This window comes from Thioalkalivibrio sp. ALD1 (genome assembly GCF_000381245.1).
Lineage (GTDB): Bacteria > Pseudomonadota > Gammaproteobacteria > Ectothiorhodospirales > Ectothiorhodospiraceae > Thioalkalivibrio.
Window position 1 is genome coordinate 204,553 of record NZ_KB906241.1, and the last position, 18,254, is coordinate 222,806.

At 66.6% G+C, this 18,254-nt stretch carries 15 protein-coding genes; 12 read left to right on the forward strand and 3 right to left on the reverse strand.

What is annotated here, in order from left to right:
- The first annotated feature begins 36 nt into the window (after window positions 1-36).
- From F623_RS0101040 to F623_RS0101075, 8 genes are read left to right on the forward strand one after another with little or no spacing between them, the layout of a single operon-like run.
- Complete coding sequence (locus tag F623_RS0101040; protein ID WP_018861151.1) at window positions 37-1,278, forward strand: TIGR03087 family PEP-CTERM/XrtA system glycosyltransferase; 1,242 nt, start codon at window positions 37-39, stop codon at window positions 1,276-1,278.
- Window positions 1,275-2,819 carry an exosortase A gene (gene xrtA, locus F623_RS0101045; RefSeq protein WP_026279346.1) on the forward strand — a complete coding sequence of 515 codons (1,545 nt, stop codon included), beginning with the start codon at window positions 1,275-1,277 and terminating at the stop codon, window positions 2,817-2,819. Before F623_RS0101040 ends, xrtA begins: the two co-directional genes overlap by 4 nt.
- Window positions 2,816-4,051 (forward strand): TIGR03088 family PEP-CTERM/XrtA system glycosyltransferase, encoded by a 1,236-nt coding sequence (locus tag F623_RS0101050; protein ID WP_018868154.1) that lies wholly within the window; start codon window positions 2,816-2,818, stop codon window positions 4,049-4,051. The genes xrtA and F623_RS0101050 overlap by 4 nt, the downstream gene beginning before the upstream one ends.
- Before the next feature lies 1 nt (window position 4,052).
- Complete coding sequence (locus F623_RS0101055) at window positions 4,053-5,984, forward strand: XrtA/PEP-CTERM system amidotransferase (protein WP_018868153.1); 1,932 nt, start codon at window positions 4,053-4,055, stop codon at window positions 5,982-5,984.
- A 2-nt stretch (window positions 5,985-5,986) separates the two neighbouring features.
- Window positions 5,987-6,934 (forward strand): methyltransferase domain-containing protein, encoded by a 948-nt coding sequence (locus F623_RS0101060; protein ID WP_018861147.1) that lies wholly within the window; start codon window positions 5,987-5,989, stop codon window positions 6,932-6,934.
- A complete protein-coding gene (locus F623_RS0101065; protein ID WP_018868152.1) occupies window positions 6,931-8,148 on the forward strand; it encodes a TIGR04063 family PEP-CTERM/XrtA system glycosyltransferase in 1,218 nt (405 codons plus the stop codon). Before F623_RS0101060 ends, F623_RS0101065 begins: the two co-directional genes overlap by 4 nt.
- Window positions 8,138-9,373, forward strand: coding sequence for a glycosyltransferase (locus F623_RS0101070; RefSeq protein ID WP_018868151.1), 1,236 nt, complete (start codon window positions 8,138-8,140; stop codon window positions 9,371-9,373). The genes F623_RS0101065 and F623_RS0101070 overlap by 11 nt, the downstream gene beginning before the upstream one ends.
- 2 nt (window positions 9,374-9,375) lie before the next feature.
- Window positions 9,376-10,722: a phenylacetate--CoA ligase family protein gene (locus F623_RS0101075; protein ID WP_018868150.1), complete on the forward strand. Its 1,347-nt coding sequence runs from the start codon at window positions 9,376-9,378 to the stop codon at window positions 10,720-10,722.
- Here the strand turns inward: F623_RS0101075 and F623_RS0101080 are convergent.
- Window positions 10,716-12,428, reverse strand: coding sequence for an asparagine synthetase B (locus F623_RS0101080; protein WP_026279345.1), 1,713 nt, complete (start codon window positions 12,426-12,428; stop codon window positions 10,716-10,718). The genes F623_RS0101075 and F623_RS0101080 overlap by 7 nt on opposite strands.
- 427 nt (window positions 12,429-12,855) lie before the next feature.
- On the opposite strand from F623_RS0101080, the gene F623_RS0101085 reads away from it, so the two are divergent.
- From F623_RS0101085 to F623_RS0101100, 4 genes are read left to right on the forward strand one after another with little or no spacing between them, the layout of a single operon-like run.
- Window positions 12,856-13,107, forward strand: coding sequence for an acyl carrier protein (locus tag F623_RS0101085; RefSeq protein WP_018861142.1), 252 nt, complete (start codon window positions 12,856-12,858; stop codon window positions 13,105-13,107).
- Window positions 13,108-13,935: a hydrolase 2, exosortase A system-associated gene (locus F623_RS0101090; RefSeq protein ID WP_018868148.1), complete on the forward strand. Its 828-nt coding sequence runs from the start codon at window positions 13,108-13,110 to the stop codon at window positions 13,933-13,935.
- On the forward strand, window positions 13,932-14,816 hold the full coding sequence (locus F623_RS0101095; RefSeq protein WP_018868147.1) for a hydrolase 1, exosortase A system-associated: 885 nt from the start codon (window positions 13,932-13,934) through the stop codon (window positions 14,814-14,816). The genes F623_RS0101090 and F623_RS0101095 overlap by 4 nt, the downstream gene beginning before the upstream one ends.
- An 8-nt stretch (window positions 14,817-14,824) precedes the next feature.
- Window positions 14,825-15,826 carry a glycosyltransferase gene (locus F623_RS0101100; RefSeq protein WP_026278620.1) on the forward strand — a complete coding sequence of 334 codons (1,002 nt, stop codon included), beginning with the start codon at window positions 14,825-14,827 and terminating at the stop codon, window positions 15,824-15,826.
- Here F623_RS0101100 and F623_RS0101105 read toward each other — a convergent pair.
- A complete protein-coding gene (locus F623_RS0101105) occupies window positions 15,823-16,536 on the reverse strand; it encodes a class I SAM-dependent methyltransferase (protein ID WP_018861138.1) in 714 nt (237 codons plus the stop codon). The genes F623_RS0101100 and F623_RS0101105 overlap by 4 nt on opposite strands.
- Window positions 16,537-16,579: 43 nt before the next feature.
- Window positions 16,580-18,187, reverse strand: coding sequence for an amino acid adenylation domain-containing protein (locus tag F623_RS0101110; RefSeq protein ID WP_018861137.1), 1,608 nt, complete (start codon window positions 18,185-18,187; stop codon window positions 16,580-16,582).
- Window positions 18,188-18,254 lie beyond the last annotated feature (67 nt).

Genomic DNA, 18,254 nt, shown 5'->3' on the forward strand with positions numbered 1-18,254 from the left:
GCTTCCGTTTCGACCGCAGCAGCGGGTGAGTTTGTAATGGATGCCGTACTTTATCTGACCCATCGAATCCCGTGGCCGCCCAACAAAGGCGACAAGATTCGCTCGCACCATATCCTGCGCGATCTGACGCGGCGCTATCGGGTCTACCTGGGCACCTTTATCGATGATCCGGCCGACGCTGCTTACGTCGAAGAGCTGGAGCGCTGCTGCGAGGGCGTCTGCGTTCGGCCGCTCTCGCCGGGGCGCGCAAAATGGCGTGCGCTGCGGGGCCTGCTGACACAGCAACCACTGACCCTGCCCTGGTATCGCGATGCGGAGCTGCAGCGCTGGGTCGACCAGGTGCTGGGGCAGCACGAGATCACCCGTGCGCTGGTGTTCTCCTCGGCGATGGCGCAATACCTGCCGCACCGGGCCGACCTGACGCGCGTGGTGGACTTCGTGGATGTCGACTCCGACAAGTGGACCCAGTACGCCGCCAGCAAGCCCTGGCCAATGAGCGCGATCTACCGCCGCGAGGGCCGCCAGCTGTTGCGCTATGAACGGCAGGTCGCGGCGCGCAGCGAGGCCAGCCTGTTTGTGTCTCCCGACGAGGCCGCGGCGTTCCGGGCCCTGGCACCGGAAAGCGCCGATCGAGTACATGCACTGAACAACGGCGTGGACGCGGCGTACTTCGACCCACAGCAGCTACCGAACAAGAGCCCCTATCCGGATCATTTCCAGCCGATCGTGTTCAGCGGGGCCATGGACTACTGGCCGAACGTGGAGGCGGTGGTCTGGTTCGCGGAATCCGTCCTGCCACGCATTCGCCAGGTACACCCGGATGTGCGTTTTTATATTGTCGGCAGCCGGCCCGCGCCGGAGGTCCGCGAACTGGAACGCCAGCCGGGCGTCGAGGTCGTGGGGCCGGTGGAGGACATGCGCCCCTGGGTCGGCGGTGCCGCGGTCTCGGTGGCGCCCCTGCGGATTGCGCGCGGCGTCCAGAACAAGGTGCTGGAAGCCATGGCCCTGGCACGCCCGGTCGTCGCCTCCCCGCAGGCGCTCGAGGGAATCACCGCCGTACGCAATGACGAGGTGATCGAGGCCGAGACCGATCCCGACGTTTTCGCCCGTGCGGTCCTGCAGTGTCTGGAACAGCCCGATCCCCAGATGGCCGCTCGTGCCCGCCGACGCATCACTACGGACTACGACTGGGGGCACAATCTCGCTCGCCTGCGCGACTATCTCGAGAGCGGGCTGGCACCCGAGAGCGAGGCCATCGCCTCCCGGGGGGATGCATGAGCGCACCGCCTGCCGTAATGACCCGGCCACAAGCACAGCGCTGGTGGGCGCCCGCGCTGGCCCTGACTGCCCTGATCACCATCGTGCTGATCGTGTTCGCACCCACTTATCTCTCGATGGTGGATACCTGGGCGCGTTCGGACACCTTCGCGCACGGGTTCCTGATCGTGCCGATCGTGCTGTTTCTGATGTATCTCAAGCGTGATGACCTGGCGGCTGCATCCCCCCACCCCTTTCCCCTGGCGTTGATCCCCATCGTGCTGCTTGGGCTGGCCTGGGTGATGGGCGAGCTGGTGGATGTCACCTCGGTACGCCAGTTCTCCGCGACCCTGGTGATCCCTTTCCTGGTGTGGCTCGTGATGGGCACCGCGGTAGTGCGTGTACTGCAGTTTCCCCTGGCCTACCTGCTGTTCGCCGTCCCCTTTGGCGAATTTCTGGTGCCCCCGCTGATGGACTTCACCGCGAATTTCACCGTTGCAGCCGTGCAGTTGTCCGGGATACCGATCTACCGAGACGGCCTGCATTTCGAGCTGCCGACCGGACGCTGGTCGGTGGTCGAGGCCTGCAGCGGCGTGCGCTATCTGATCGCCTCGGTCGCGCTGGGGACGCTGTATGCCTACCTGATGTACCGCAGCCTCTGGCGGCGGCTCGCCTTCGTCGGTGTCGCGATCATCGTGCCGATCGTCGCCAATGGCCTGCGCGCATACATGATCGTAATGGTGGGCCACCTGAGCGGCATGGAGTATGCCGCGGGCGCCGATCACCTGATCTACGGGTGGGTCTTCTTTGGCATCGTGATCTTCCTGATGTTCTGGATCGGCGCGATCTGGCGCGAGGATGGGGCAGCCACAAAACCCGCTCGCCGGGCCCCTGCGAACACCCCGCAGGCCGGAGCCATGAGCTTTGCCCATGTGGCGGTCATCGCCGCACTGGTGGTCACGCTGGGCCCTGTATACACCTACTGGATGGACACTCGGGACCTCGGCCCGGTGCAGGGGCTGGGCAGCGGACCGGTGGTGCCATCGGGATGGGCCGCGGTGCCCACTCAGGACCGGCCCGGCTGGCAGCCCGGCTATCAGTTCATGCGCGCCGAGCGCGGCGGCTGGGTCGTGAACGATTCTCGGGCGGTGGTCGGCATGCACCTGGGCTTCTACCGCGAACAGGCACGCCACGGAAACATGCTTGGCTGGCACAACACGCTGGCAGGCCGCGAGCGGGCGGAATGGAGCCAGGCCCGCCGCGGCCATGCGGAGGTGGCGGGATATCCCGACCCGCAACGAGTCCTGCTGCGCGGCCGCCACCAGCAAATGGTGGCCTGGCAGTGGTACTGGGTGAACGGGCACCTCACCACCCGTCCCTTCGAAGTCAAGGCGCGCGAGGCCATCAGCCGCGTGCTGGGCGGGCGTGACGATGCCGCACTCATTGTGATCTATGCCGAGTACCGCGACGACCCGCAGCCGGCCGAGGACGCGATGCGGGCCTATGTGGAAGCCGCAATGCCGCAGATGCTGGAACAGCTGCAGGACGTCAACCAGCGATGAACGCCCGCGCCTCCCAGGACAGCCCCTCTGACCTGCGCCCATGCGTGGCCCATGTCATCCATCGCCTGGATGTCGGCGGCATGGAGAACGGTCTGGTCAACCTGCTTAACCACATGCCGGCCGAGCGCTACCGACACGCGATCATCTGCATGACCGACTACACGCGGTTCAGCGAACGTCTGCAACGCGAGGACGTCACCCTGCACGCCCTGCACAAGCGCGAAGGCAAGGACCTTGGCGTGCACCGGCGCCTTTGGCGGCTGTTGCGCGAGCTGCGCCCGGCGATCGTCCATACCCGCAATCTCGCCACGCTGGAGGCACAGGTCATCGCTACGCTCGCCGGAGTGCGTGCCCGGGTGCATGGCGAGCATGGATGGGATATCGCGGACCTGGACGGCTCCCGCGACAAGCATCGCCACATGCGAAGGCTGGTGCGGCCCCTGGTCGGCCGGTATATCGCCTTGTCGCGACACCAGATGGACTACCTGCAACAGAGGATTGGTGTCAGCCCCGAGCGGTTGACGCACATCTACAACGGGGTGGATACCCGGCGCTTCCACCCACGCGAGGGTGTGCGCACCGGACCTTGGCCCTCGAACTTTGCCGGACCCGAGGACATCGTGATCGGGAGTGTAATGCGGATGCAGGCGGTGAAGGCCCCGCTGGATCTCGTGGAGGCGTTCATTGCCCTGCGCGAAAACGCTCCTGTGCCTTTCGACCGCCTTCGCCTGGTGATCGTGGGTGAGGGTCCCTTGAGGGAAAGCGCCCTCCAGCGCCTGGAAGCCGCCGGTGTCGCGCAACAGGCATGGCTACCGGGTGCCCGCGAGGATATTCCGCAGTGCCTGCGAGCCATGGACCTCTTTATCCTCCCGTCACTGGCCGAAGGCATCTGCAACACCATTCTCGAGGCCATGGCCTCCGGGCTGCCGGTGATTGCGACCAAGGTGGGCGGTAATCCCGACCTGGTGGCCCCGGGGGAAACGGGGACCCTGGTGCCCGCTGGGATGCCTGCCGCCCTCGCCGACGCCATTGCTGACGGCCTCGCCAGTCCCGATGCCCGCGAGCGCATGGGTCAGGCGGCCCGCGCCCGTGCCAAGGCGCAGTTCAGCATGGATGCCATGGTGGAGGGCTATCTCGGGGTTTACGACAACCTGCTGGACAAGGCCAACGCCCGGACCCCCTCGGTTCGGGCAGGGAGCCGCCGGCGACAACACGGAACGATGGGGCGCTGACATGTGTGGTATCGCAGGCATTTTCGATCTGCATGGACGGCGCCCGATTGATCGCGCCTGCCTGGAGGGCATGAACGCCACCCAGTTCCACCGGGGCCCGGACGAGGGCGGTATCCACCTGGAGCCGGGGGTCGGGCTGGCGCATCGACGCCTGTCCATCATTGACCTCAAAGGTGGCCAGCAGCCGCTGTTCAACGAGGATGGGAGCGTCGTCGTCACCTACAACGGCGAGATCTACAACTTCCCGGAGCTGACCCACGAACTCCAGCGGGCAGGCCATCGCTTTCGTACCCACTGCGATACGGAAGTCATCGTGCACGCTTGGGAGGAATGGGGCGAAGACTGCGTGCAGCGCTTTCGCGGGATGTTCGCCTTCGCCCTCTGGGACCGCCACACCCAAACCCTGTTTCTGGCACGCGATCGCCTGGGCATCAAACCGCTTTACTACAGCGAGCTGCCAGATGACCAGCTGATCTTTGGCTCCGAGCTGAAGGTCCTGCTGGCCCACCCCGGGCAGACGCGTGAGCTCGACCCCTGCGCGGTAGAGGAGTACTTCGCCTTTGGCTATGTGCCCGAGCCGCGCAGCATTCTGGCCGGCGTCCACAAACTGCCACCGGGGCATACGCTGACCGTACGCCGCAACCAGCGCTCCGCCGCCAGCCCGCGTGCGTACTGGGATGTCCCCTTTGCGACAGCCGCCCCCATCGGTATGTCGGAGGCGGCAGAGGAGCTGACCGAACGCCTGCGCGAGGCCGTACGCATCCGCATGGTTGCCGAGGTGCCACTGGGCGCCTTCCTGTCGGGGGGCGTGGATTCCAGCGCCGTGGTGGCGATGATGGCCGGGCTCTCCACCGAGCCCGTGCGCACCTGTTCCATCGGCTTTTCCGACCCCGTATATGACGAGTCGCGCTATGCCCGGGAGGTCGCCGAGCGCTACGCGACGGACCATCACAACCGCGAGGTCGACCCCGATGACTTTGCGCTGCTGGAACGCCTGGGCGATCTCTATGACGAGCCGTTTGCCGACAGCTCGGCCCTGCCGACCTACCGCGTCTGCGAGCAGGCGCGCCGACAGGTCGTGGTCGCGCTGTCCGGCGACGGGGGCGACGAAAACCTGGCGGGCTATCGCCGGTATCGGCATCACCTGGCCGAGGAACGCCTGCGCAACCCGCTGCCCCTGGGCCTGCGACGCGTGCTGTTCGGCGGCCTGGCCCAGGTCTACCCCAAGGCGGACTGGGCCCCGCGTCCGCTGCGCGCCCGAGCCACCTTCCAGGCACTGGCGCGGGATGCGGTCGAGGGCTACTTCCAGGGTGTGTCGGTGCTGCGCGACGAGCAGCGCAGCACACTATTCTCGCCGGCGTTCCGGCGCGAGTTGCAGGGCTACGGGGCGGTCGAGGTGCTGCGTGCCCATGCCGGGCGGGCCCCGACCGATGACCCGCTCTCGCTGGTGCAGTACCTGGACCTCAAGACCTACCTCCCGGGCGACATCCTGACCAAGGTCGACCGCGCCAGCATGGCGCACTCACTGGAGGTTCGCGTACCACTGCTGGATCACCCGCTGGTGGAGTGGGCCTCCACGCTCGCACCGGAACTGAAGCTGCGCGATGGCGAAGGCAAGGCGGTCCTGAAAAAGGCGATGGAACCCTACCTGCCCCACTCGATTCTCTATCGGCGCAAGCGGGGCTTCGCCGTACCCCTGGCCAACTGGTTCCGGGGGCCACTGCGCGAGGCAATGCACGAGCGGGTGCTGGGCGAGCAGATGCGTGATTCCGGGCTGTTCGACGAGCACACCCTCAGGCGTCTGGTCGACGAGCACGGCCGGGGCGCACGCGATCACAGCGCGGCGCTGTGGTCACTGATGATGTTCCAGACCTTTCTGGAAAAGGTGCAACCGACCAGCCCGCGCAGCGGCTGTGTCCTGCCTGGAGCCTAGCCATGTATGGACGTCGTCCCGTTGCCGATGCCTCGCGTGCCACCCGCGCCATCCTCAGCAACCTCCTGGCCCGAGGGGCCCCGGGGCTCTATGTGCGACTGACCCACGAGACCGGCCGTGGTCGGGGCGCGGAGACGGCGGAATCCGTGGCGCAGTACTTCACCACCTGTTTCTTCGACTACTTCGATCAGCTGGCGGTCCCGCCCGAGGCGATCGAGGGCAGCCTTCGCGACAAGTACCTGCTGGAGTACGGGCCCGGCGATGTACCCGGCGTGGCGCTGCTGATGCTGGCCCATGGCGCGGCCCGGGTGACCTGTGTCGACCGCTTTGCCCTGTCGCAGCGCAGCCCCTTTCAGCTGGAGGTCCTGCAGTGCCTGCTGGACAACCTGGATCCCGAGGCCCATGAACGGGCGGCCGCGTGCTTTGAGCGCCCAGGCGATCCGGCCTCGGGTTTTCGCAGCGAGCGACTGGAATATCGCGTGACCCGGGATGGACTTTCGGGCCTGAACTCCGAGGTCGACCTGATCTATTCGCGCGCGGTGCTGGAACACGTCAACGACCTGGACGCGACCTTCCGCGACATGGCGACGGCCCTGAAACCGGGGGGGCTGGCGGTCCACCAGGTGGACCTCAAGAGCCACGGCCTGCACCGCGAGAACCCACTCGACTTTCTCACCTGGCCGGTCGGTCTGTGGCACTGGATGTATGCCGGCAAGGGTGTACCGAACCGCTGGCGTCTGGACCGCTACCAGCATGCAATCAAGAACGCAGGGCTGGTGATACGGCATTTCGAATCCACGGCCGAGGCACTGGACGAGGATGTGGCGGCAGTGACGCCTTATCTGGCCGAGCCGTTTCGCCGGCTCGACGCGGACACACTACGCTGCCTGGGATTCTGGCTCGTAGTGACCCGACCAGTGCCGGGCGGCGAAGCGAGGGCTGCGGCATGAAAATCCTCCACGTCCTCGATCACTCCATACCACTGCACAGCGGGTACACCTTTCGCACCGCGGCCATCCTGCGCGAGCAACGCCGCAGGGGCTGGCGGACCTTTCACCTGACCAGCCCCAAGCACACGGTGGCCCAGGCGGACGAGGAGACGATCGACGGCCTGCACTTTTACCGAACGGCCCACAACGCGAGTGCGATCCCGGGTATCGAACAATGGGGGTTGATGCAGGCACTGACCCAGCGGCTGACCCGCGTCGCCTGCCAGGTCGCGCCCGACATCATCCATGCCCACTCGCCCGCACTGAATGCCCTGCCGGCCCTGCGTGCCGGTCGCCGGCTGGGGATCCCGGTGGTCTACGAGGTGCGGGCATTCTGGGAGGACGCCGCGGTAGACCATGGCACCGCCCGCGAACATGGCCTGCGCTACCGCCTGACGCGGGAGCTGGAGACCTATGCCCTGAAGCGCGTGGGACATGTCACCACCATCTGCGAGGGGCTGCGCCGCGACATCATCGCGCGCGGCATCCCGGCCGAGCGGGTCACTGTGATCCCCAATGCGGTGGACGCGGATGACTTCCACCTGGGCGGTGAGCCCGATCCCGCCCTGAAGGCCGAACTGGGTCTGGGCGACGCCCGTGTGCTCGGCTTTCTCGGGTCCTTTTATGCCTACGAGGGGCTCGATATCCTGCTCGAGGCCTACCCGCGCATCCGGGCCCGAGCGCCCGATGTCCGCATCCTGCTGGTCGGGGGCGGGCCGCAAGCCGAGCGCCTGAAGGCCCGGGCCGAACACCTCGGCATCCAGGATCGTGTCATCTTCACCGGGCGCGTCCCGCATCACCAGGTGCAGCGCTACTACGACCTGGTCGACCTGCTCGTGTATCCGCGCCATTCGATGCGCCTGACCGATCTGGTCACGCCGCTGAAACCACTGGAGGCAATGGCCCAGGGACGCCTGCTGGTGGCATCGGACGTGGGCGGACACCGGGAACTGATCCGGGATGGCGAGACCGGCTGGCTGTTCCCCGCCGACAACCCGGAGGCCCTGGCCGCCCGAGTGCTGGAAACGCTGGAGCACTCGGAACACTGGCCACGGGTGCGGGAGAACGGGCGGCGCTTCGTGGAGCAGGAGCGCACCTGGGCGGCGAGTGTCGCGCGCTACCAGTCGGTCTACGACGGGCTGCGGGCCCGGCCGGAGGTGCTGCGTGCCGGATGACGGGCGCCCACGTCTGGTGGTCTACACCCGCGTGTACCCGAGCGCGGCGCAGCCCAATCTGGGGCTGTTCGTGCGCGAGCGCATGCGCCGTGTCGCCGAACATCTCGATCTGGTCGTCGTCGCCCCGGCGCCCTGGTTCCCGTTCCAGAACTGGCTGGGACGCCTGCGTCCGCACGCCCGACCGCCGCTGCCGGCCTTCGAGATGCAGGGGTCGATTCGCGTCTACCACCCCCGTTTCCTGTGTATCCCGGGCCTGTTCAAGTGGACCGACGGTTTCTTTCAGGCGCTCGGCAGTCTGCGCCTGATGCGCCGGCTGCAGCGCGAGTTCGGCTTCGACGTGATCGATGCCCATTTCATCTATCCCGACGGGGTCGCCGCGCGCTGGCTGTCACGCTGGTTGCACCGCCCCTATACCATCACCCTGCGCGGCAGCCTGAACCGTTTCCGCAACCGGCCGCTGCACCGGGTGCAGATTCGCCGGGCGCTGGAGGATGCAGCGCGAGTGTTCTCGGTGGCCGGCGCGCTGCGCGACGAGGCACTGGACTGGGGCATCGAGCCCGACCACGTGCAGGTCGTGGGAAACGGGGCCGATCTCGACCGCTTCAAGCCGGAGGAGCGGGCCCAGGCCCGGAAGCGCCTGGGCCTGCCCGCTGAGGGGCAATTCCTGATCTCCGTCGGCGGGCTGTCCGAGCGCAAGGGCTTTCACCGGGTGATCGCGACCCTGCCGGAGTTGCTGCAACAGCACCCGGACCTGCATCTGGTGATTGCCGGAGGCGGCACCCCCGAGGGAAACAACGAGCCCGAGCTGCGCCAGCAGGTCCAGTCACTGGGGCTGCAGGACCGGGTGTGGTTCCTCGGGCCCGTCGCGCCCGACGAGCTGCGGTTCGTGTACTCCGCAGGGGACTTGTTCGTGCTTGCCACGCGTTTTGAAGGCTGGGCGAATGTCTTCCTGGAGGCCTCGGCCTGCGGGCTGCCCATCGTCACCACGGATGTGGGAGGCAACGCCGAGGTGGTCGCCTCGGAGCAGGTGGGGCTGATCGTCCCGTACGGGGATCATGACGCACTGCGCTCAGCGATCCACGAGGCCCTGGGTCGCGAATGGGACCGCTCGGTGATCCTGTCCCATGCACGGGCGAATGACTGGCGGGTGCGGATTCCGGAACTGGTCGCGGCCTTCGAAACGATCGCCGGACCCGTCGGACATCGCCTGCCACGGCGCGCCTGAAGATGGGGCTGTACACATCGCTGGTCGCACATGGCGCCTTTCCCGTGCACGAACGGCTGAAGGGGCACCCGACGGTGCCCCTGCGCAAGGCGCTGGAGGCGACCCAGTGGTGGACGCCCGAGGCGCTGGAGAACCTGCAGCTGACCCGCCTGCAGATCCTGCTCGAACGCGTGGCACAACAGATTCCGTTCTATCGCCAGTGGTTCGCCGACCAGGACTGGTCACCCCGCGCGCTGACGTGCCTTGCGGATCTTGAGCGCCTGCCGGTCATCGACAAGGCCGTGCTGCGCCAGGCAGGCCATGAGTGGCGAGCGGACGGGGCACAAGGCCTGGTCGCGCAACGTACCAGCGGTTCGACCGGCGAACCGCTGGCCTTCTGGCTGGGGCGCGAGCGCATTGCGATGGACATCGCCGCCAAGTGGCGCGCGACCCGGTGGTGGGATGTCGACATTGGCGATCGCGAGTTGGTCCTGTGGGGCGCGCCGAACGAGACCGACGCGCAGAATCGCCTGCGGTCCTGGCGCGACCGCGTGCTGCGCTCGCGCCTGGTCCCGGCCCGCGACCTCGACCGGGCACGGGTCGATGCCATCATTGACCAGATTCGCGAGTTCCGCCCGCGCATGATCTTCGGCTATCCCTCCGTGCTGGCACGGGTCTGCGCGCACGCGCGGGAACAGGGCCGGCGCCTGGATGACCTGGGCATTCGGGTGGCCTTTACCACGTCGGAGGTCCTGCGCCCGGAGTGGCGAGCGATCATTACCGACGTACTGGGTTGTGGGGTCGCGAACGAGTATGGTGGCCGGGATGCCGGCCTGATCGCACGCGAATGCCCGCATGGCGGGCTGCACCTGACCGCCGAGGCACTGATCGTCGAGATCCTGGACGATGCCGGGCGACCACTTCCGGCCGGCGAGACCGGGCAGATCGTGGTCACCAATCTGATGGGTCCGGAGTATCCCTTCATCCGCTACCGCACCGATGATCGTGGCGCGCTGGACCCGGCGCCCTGCCCCTGCGGCCGCGGCCTGCCCCTGTTGCGGGAGATCGAGGGGCGGGCCAACGACGGCCTGATCGCGCTCGATGGCCGCTGGGTACACGGCAGTCATTTCAATTACTGCCTGCGCGAGATCGCGGGCCTGCGCTCCTACAAGATCATCCAGCACGCGCCGGACCGGATCGAGCTGTTGCTGGTCCTCGACAAGCCACTGCCCGAGGCCGTGGAGCAGCGCCTGCGGCGCGCCTTCACGCAGACCCTGGGGGACCCCCTGACGGTGGAGGTCCGCCAAGTCGAGGCGATCGCCCCGGAAGCCGGTGGCAAGCACCGGCACGTGGTCTGTCGGGTTCAGTAACCGCCCGCCTGGGCGCGCGCTTCGGCTGGCATCTCGCTCGACGGGGCGTGCAGCCAGAGATCCAGCATCATCAGCACCCACACCATGTCGCCGTAGTAGGCCGCGTGTCCGTCGCGGTGCAGCGAAATGAGTTCGTCGATGAACTGCGGCCGCAGAAAGCCCTGCCCCTTGAGCCGCAGCAGGCTGTCATAGGCCAGTTCGCGTAGCGGCGCGTGGTCGTGCATCCACACCCCGAAGGGCAGACCAAAGCCATGCTTCTTCTTGTCGATGATGGCGTCGGGCAGGAACCCCTGCATCGCCTCCTTGTAGAAGTGGCGCAGCCGCTGCCCGCGCAGTTTCTGGTCGGACGGGATGCCCAGAGAGAACTCCACCACGTCGTCATCCAGCATCGGAAAGACGACATCCACGCCGGCCAGCTCGCACATGCGCGTCACCTTGCGCAGGTCGTTGTCGGCCAGGGTCTGCTGCCAGTCCAGGTACATCATGCGATTGAGCGGCGAGGCGTGCGCCGGCTGATCGTGGATCTCGCGCATCAAATCCCATGGCGCCCGCGTGTCCACCGCCGCGAGAAACTCCGGCTCGAACATGCTCGTGGGCGACAGGTGATACAGGTAGTTGTAGGTCTGCAGCCGATCGGGCAGCGGGATACGCGCCTGCTCCACGTAGCGACGCGCCTTGCCCAGCCACCCCGCCTGTTGCGGGATGCGCGTCATCAGGGGCTCCAGCATGCCCTGGCGCAATGGGCGCGGCAGACGCTGCCAGTGCTCGAACAGGCCCTGCTTGGCATAACGCGCGTTGCCGGCAAACAGCTCGTCACCACCATCGCCAGCCAGCATCCGGGTCACGCCCGCCTGTGCCGCCATGCGTGCACAGAAATAGGCGGGAAGTGCCGAGGAGTTGCCAAAGGGCTCGTCGTAACTGCCGGCAATCAGGGGCACGGCGGCGACGACATCGTCCGGCGTCACGTAATATTCGTTCGCCTGGGTCGCAAAGTGCCGGGCCGCGATGCGTGCATACTCCATCTCGTCGTAACCCGGGGCATCGAAACCGATGCTGAATGTCGGCGGCGGCTCGGGGGTGGTCTCGGCCAGGAGCCCGGCCACGGTCGAGCTGTCCAGCCCTCCGCTGAGAAAAGCCCCAGGCTTCGGCGTCTCCCGCTGCTGCTTGACGGCATTGCGCAGCTGATCCCGCAGGGCCGTCCCCATCTCGGCGGCATTGCCCATGCGCGCCTCGCGGAAATGCGGGAGCCAGTACGGCTTCACGCGGATTGTGTCCGCCTGGCGTTCCAGGTAGTGCGCGGCGCGCAGCTTCTCGACGCCCGCGAACACACTGACCGGTGCGGGCAGCATATGGAAGAAGAGGTAGTGATAAAGCCCCGAAGGGGTCGGCTCGCGACTCAGACCGGGATAGCGAACCACACTGCCGGCCGTTGTCCCGAAGACGACCCCGCCCGGCACCGCCGCCCAGTGCAGCGAGGCCTGTCCCATGCGGTCTACGCCCGCAAGCAGGCGCGGCCGCTCCGGGTCCAGGATCGCCACGACAAAATCGCCCGCGAGCTGACTGAACAGGGCCTCGCCAAAACGCCGATAGGCATCCAGCAAGGCATGCGCGGGCGACTGTTCCAGCGCCAGGCGCTGCAGGCCTTGTTCCCGCCACCGGGGATGGCCGGTGATGCCCGCGATCAGCCCATCCGGGGCCTGGGCCACCCAGCCGCCCTGGACCAGACACCCGCCCCGGGGGCCATCGCAGCGCGCGCTGGACTCACCCGGGACCGAAGGGAGCCCGGCCTCCTGCAGGCCGAGAATATCGCCCGTCGCCTCCCTGGGCGCACCAAACCATCCACATAGTCCCGCCATTGGCCTTCCTGTCGCCTGAAGTGGCGTTAAGGAAACAGCAGCAAGTGCCCGCCTGTGATGGCTCCCGTGGGCATGCCGATATACAAGTTTCCGCGTTTACCCTCCAGCAAAGAAATGCCGCCAAAAGGTAAAACTCAATGATGGAGGGGCTGCCGACCACTTTAAAGTATTGATTATTTGGTACCCAGAAGGCCTCCAGTTGTCGGCCATATGCTTTCAGAATAGGGATTCCGGATTTTGTACGGATTGCGCCCCCAGGGAACAGGAGATCTGCATCATGTCGACGCTCGAGCACATCAAGGCCTTGCTTGACAGCGCCCTCGGCCTGAACGGCCGCGCCCAGAACTTTGACCGCTCCACACCTCTGCTGGGCGGGGTCCCCGAGCTGGACTCCATGGCGGTGGTTTCCTTGATCAACGAGATGGAGGAACAGTTCGACATCGTGATCGATGATGACGACGTCAGTGCGGAGACCTTCGAGACCGTCGGCGCCCTGGTCGATTTCGTTGAACACAAGAATGGTGGCTAGGTGGAAGCCGGTTTCCTGCAGGGCTGCGCCAGCCCGATCTTTTATGTACTGCACCCGGCATCCCGGACCCCGGTCCGTGGACGGGTTCTGTTTGTCCCCCCGTTCGCCGAGGAACTGAACAAGGCACGACGCATGGTGGCACTGCAGGCACGGCGCATGGCCCACGAGGGGTTCGCGGTCTTGCTGCCCGACCTGTACGGCTGCGGGGACAGCGGCGGCGACTTCAGCGATGCGCGCTGGGAGATCTGGCTCGATGACCTCACTTGCTGCCTGGATCACCTGGAGTCCGCATCGGGCGACGAGAGTCCTGTGATCCTTTGGGGACTGCGCGCGGGCGCTTTGCTGATCAGCGACCTTCTGGCCACACACGCCCCGCCCGTGGCGGCCACCGTGCTGTGGCAACCGATCACCAACGGCGAGCAGCACCTGACCCAGTTCCTTCGCCTGCGCATGGCGGCCGCAATGATGGGTGGTGACAAGGAAAGCACGGGACAGCTGCGCGCCCGCCTGGAATCCGGAGAAGCCGTCGAAGTCGCCGGCTATACCCTCGCGCCGGAGCTGGCGGCCGCCCTGGCGAAGGCCCGCCTGGCACCACCGCAGAATGGACCGCTGCACTGGTGCGAGATCAACGACATCGAAGGCGCCGCCCTGTCGCCGGCGAGTACTCGAGTGCTGGAGGCGTGGCGCCAGCAGGGCGTCGAGGTCCACGCATCGGTCATAGCCGGCGAGCCCTTCTGGAACGCGCCGGACATCCTCGAGGCCCCGGAACTGCTGGACCACACCATGGGCTGCCTGCGGCGTTCGGCCAGTCTGGGACGTGCGGCATGAGCGAACGGGCCGTCACCTTCCGGCTGGGCGAGGATGAGCTGCTCGGCATCCTCCACCCCGGTGCCGCCGGGGCCACGCGAGGTGTGCTGATCGCCGTGGGCGGCCCGCAGTATCGCGTCGGCAGTCATCGCCAGTTTCTGCTCCTGGCCCGCTACCTGGCGGCCCAGGGGATCCCGGTATTCCGTTTCGACTTCCGCGGCATGGGCGACTCTTCCGGCCCCCAGCGCGACTACGAAGCGGTGCACGATGACCTGCGCGCGGCGATGGATACCTTCTCGTCCGAGGTGCCGGAGATGAGCGAGGTGACGATCTGGGGCCTGTGCGGTGCGGCCTCTGCGGCCTTGTTCTATGCCTGGCGGGACCCTCGCGTAGCGGGCCTTGTGCTGGCCAACCCCTGGGTCCGCACCGACGAGGGGCTGGCCCGCGCCTACCTGAAGACCTACTACCTCCAGCGACTGTTCTCGCGCGACTTCTGGTCGGGCGCCCTGAAGGGGCGTTTCAACCCCTGGGTATCCTTGCGCTCTCTGGGACGAATGGTCGGTACGGTCGTGGGCCCTCGTGCGGGGGGCTCCCGAGACTCGGGCGACCATGACACCAACGGTATCCAGCCTGCCCCCCTGCCGGACCGTATGGCCGAGGGGTGGCGCCGCTTCCAGGGGCCGATCCTGGTGATTCTGAGTGGAGAAGACCTGACAGCCGCCGAATTTCGAGATGTCGCCACCAGCGCACCGGCATGGAGCGGCCTGCTGCGACAACCACGGGTTACCCTGCGCGAACTGCCCGACGCCAACCACACCTTTGCCCGCCGCGAATGGCGCGACCAGGTGGCCATATGGACGCATGACTGGCTGCACCGGTCGCCAGAGCGCAGCGCGGGATGATGTCACCCGTGGAAACGTCCCTGGCGCACAGTACAGTCCCGGCCGAACCGGAGACCCGCCTGCACAAGCCACTGGTGTCGGTGATCATGCCGGCCTACAACACGGCGGCCTACATTGCGGAATCCGTCGACAGCGTTCTGGATCAGGACTACCCCAGCATCGAACTGATCGTGGTGGACGACGGCTCGACCGACGGAACGATCGAAATCCTGCGCGGGTATGGCAACCGCCTGACGCTGCTGACCCAGCAGAACCAGGGGGCAGCCGTGGCCCGCAATGCCGGCATCGCAATGGCGCGGGGCGACTTCATCGCCTTTATCGATTCCGACGATGTCTGGCTGCCCGGCAAGCTCACAGCCCAGGTGCTGTATATGCAGCAGCACCCGGAGATCGGTCTGGTGCACACGGATTTTCTGGCGTGGAAGCCGGATGCCAGCGGGCAGTTCGCCCCGGCCCATACCCTGGCCGACCCCCCGGTCCCGGTGACCGAGGCGCCGGGAATTGTCCCGGAGGGTTCGGGCTGGGTGTACAACCAGCTGCTGATGGAATCCCTGCCGCATACCATCACGGTAATGATGCGGCGGGAGCTGGTGGAACAGGTCGGCTCGTTCGATCCGCAGCTCAAACGCGGCCAGGACTATGACTACTGGATTCGAGCCTCGCGATTGACCGAATACCGCCAGCTGGACCGGGTCACCGCCCTTTATCGCCTGCACGGGCGTGGCTGCATGACCAAGTACCCGGATGTGAACTACGAGGTCGAAGTGGTCCAGCGGGCGCTGGGCCGCTGGGGTCTGGTGGGACCCAATGGCGAAACGACCCCCTGGTCCCGGGTCCGCGAGCGCCTGGGCGATGCCTGTTTCACCTTCGGCTACCACCACTACTGGGAGGGAGACGCACGGATCGCCCGGCGCGCGTTCTTTCAGGCCCTGGTCCGCCGACCGGGACGCATGAAGACCTGGGGGTATCTGGGGGCCAGTACGGTGAAGGCCCTGCTCGCGCGTAGCTAAGCGCGAGCAGGGCTCCAGCGATTTCGATAAACCGCGACACGGCCGATCGGCATCTTTCGCAGCCGCCTGGTGCGGTATTCCCGGTAGGCCACCCGCTCCAGAAACGGCGCCTCGTCCAGCAGCCTTCTCTGGGTCGGGTTCTGGTACACCACCAGCACGTCCCGCTCGGCGTCGGCCTGCAGGGCGCTCTCGAGGTTCGCCAGCACGCGCTCCATGATCACGGCCTTGAAGGGATTGAACAGGTAGATCAGCAGGTCGCCCGGCGGCAACTCGAATGCACCGGCGTCACCGCAGACGGTTTCGATCCGGTGCATGCAGCGCTCGGGGTGCCGATAGATCCGCGCATTCGCGGCGGCGATCGCATCCAGACGGGCGTTGTACTCGACTCCGATGATCCGGCGAAACGGATGGTGGGAGGCCAGCAGCAGCGCCTTGCCCTTGCCCGACCCCAGATCGATGAACGCGTAGCGCGCCGGGGCAATATCCAGGGACCAGATGATCCGATGGAACAAGCGCGGTGGGGCGCCCTCGTAGCCCTCGTGCTCCTGCGGCAGGCCCGCATCGTCTTCGGCCTGCATGCCGGTATTGGTGCCATGCTTGCGGTCGAAGTCCGTCAGCCGGAACAGGATGTTCCGCGGGATGAGGGCCAGGGTGCGCCACCAGCCGTGCCGGTGCAGGGAGGAGCGCAACTGAACCAGCGCATCCATCATCTCGCGGTACCCGCAGTGGCAGAGTCTGAAAGCACTGAGCTATTCACGCTTCGGCCGCCTGCAGCGTCTCGACGAGCATCTTGCGGTCGACCTTGCCATTCGCATTCAGTGGCAGCTCGTCCAGAAGATGGATCTCCCGTGGCACCATCACGGTGGGGAGCCGCTGCCTCAGTTTTTCCCGAATCCCCTCGACGTCGGCGTGTTCGGCCACCACGAACGCGATGATGCCGGAGGCCCCACTCGCGGTACGCGGCCAGCCGATCGCAACAGCCTGGTCGGTCGCCGCAGCCTCGCGCAGGGCCTGTTCGATTTCTCCCAGCTCGATGCGCACGCCGCCAATCTTGATCTGGTGATCGAAGCGCCCGAGGAACTGCAGGGGCTCTCCGGGATACGGGCACCGCACGAGATCACCCGTGCGGTAATACAGGGTGCTGTCGTCCCCGAGCCGGATAAATGCGGCCGCGGTGCGCTCCGGGTCCTTCCAGTACCCGGCGCTGACCTGCGGCCCGCTGATCAGGAGTTCGCCCTCGCCCCCTTCCGGTACCTCGTGAAAGGCCTCGTCGACCACAAGAACCCCGACCTGATTGCCCGGATAGCCGATGGGGGCCATCCCGTGTATGCACTCCGCCGGCGACCGCTCGGGATCCCAGCGGTAAAAGCAGGCATCGACGGTGCATTCGGTCGGCCCGTAGGCATTGTCGATCGCAGCGTTGGGGGCCGCGCTCTCCATGATCCTTGCCAGTTCCGCCGACAGGGCCTCGCCGCCAAAGCGACAAAGCCGCAGTTGGGGGAACCGGCCAGGGGCCCAGCCGTTGCGGCGACTCATGCCATGGCCGGCCGAAGGCGTGATGTCGATGACGGTCAGGGCCTTGTCGACGATATACCGGTTGGGGTTGAACCACTCGCGAGCGGAGGGGCAGCAAAGGCATGCCCCGTAGGCCCAGCCCACATACAGGTCGAACATCGAGGAGTCGAACGTAATGTCGTAGAACTGCGAAAAGCGATCCTCTTGACTCAGGCCGAGCGCATCGTAGCGCTCCCGCGACATGGCCACGAACCGCGCCGCATTGCGATGGCGCACGCCCACGCCCTTGGGCACGCCGGTACTGCCCGAGGTGAAGAACAGACAGGCGAGATCATCGGGGTTGACCTCGGCGGGAGCCCACTCCTCGGGCCGCGAGCTCTCGTCCAGGGCATGGAACGCATGGCCGGGCCAGCGGGGCCCGAAGGCCTTGCAATCCTCCAGGGTAGGGAGCCAGATCGCACAATCGGAGATCTCCGGCCCCAGCAGGGCATCCAGTGACTCCACCCCCGTGGCATCCACGACCAGGGCCGCCAGCTCCGCCAGCTCGATCATCCGGCGCGTGCGGTCGGAGGGGAACGAGGGATTCAGCGGAACCACCGTGTGACCGGCCATCAGAACCCCGAGCAGCCCCTGGTACATGATCCGCGAGCGCTGTGCCAGGATCCCGATCGTGTGCGGCCCGCCCGCGGGCAAAACGGCTTGCAGATCCGAGGCCAGGTTTGCACTGGCGGCGTAGAGATCCCGGTAGGAAGTGGCACTACCCTCCACATCCAGCGCCGGACGTTCCGGGAACCCCCTTGCCGAACTCAGGAACCCGGCATGCAAACCGAACGCGTCCATGGCCATCCGACCACCCCTTGAAATCGTAAACAGGCATGGGGTGGCAGTCGCGGCTTGTGGCGAGACTCCATGC

Bases quoted from the DNA above. Each gene is read 5' to 3' on its own strand.
- F623_RS0101040 (WP_018861151.1), top strand. From the start codon at position 37: ATGGATGCCGTACTTTATCTGACCCATCGAATCCCGTGGCCGCCCAAC.
- xrtA (WP_026279346.1), top strand. From the start codon at position 1,275: ATGAGCGCACCGCCTGCCGTAATGACCCGGCCACAAGCACAGCGCTGG.
- F623_RS0101050 (WP_018868154.1), top strand. From the start codon at position 2,816: ATGAACGCCCGCGCCTCCCAGGACAGCCCCTCTGACCTGCGCCCATGC.
- F623_RS0101055 (WP_018868153.1), top strand. From the start codon at position 4,053: ATGTGTGGTATCGCAGGCATTTTCGATCTGCATGGACGGCGCCCGATT.
- F623_RS0101060 (WP_018861147.1), top strand. From the start codon at position 5,987: ATGTATGGACGTCGTCCCGTTGCCGATGCCTCGCGTGCCACCCGCGCC.
- F623_RS0101065 (WP_018868152.1), top strand. From the start codon at position 6,931: ATGAAAATCCTCCACGTCCTCGATCACTCCATACCACTGCACAGCGGG.
- F623_RS0101075 (WP_018868150.1), top strand. From the start codon at position 9,376: ATGGGGCTGTACACATCGCTGGTCGCACATGGCGCCTTTCCCGTGCAC.
- F623_RS0101085 (WP_018861142.1), top strand. From the start codon at position 12,856: ATGTCGACGCTCGAGCACATCAAGGCCTTGCTTGACAGCGCCCTCGGC.
- F623_RS0101095 (WP_018868147.1), top strand. From the start codon at position 13,932: ATGAGCGAACGGGCCGTCACCTTCCGGCTGGGCGAGGATGAGCTGCTC.
- F623_RS0101105 (WP_018861138.1), bottom strand. From the start codon at position 16,536: ATGATGGATGCGCTGGTTCAGTTGCGCTCCTCCCTGCACCGGCACGGC.
- F623_RS0101110 (WP_018861137.1), bottom strand. From the start codon at position 18,187: ATGGCCATGGACGCGTTCGGTTTGCATGCCGGGTTCCTGAGTTCGGCA.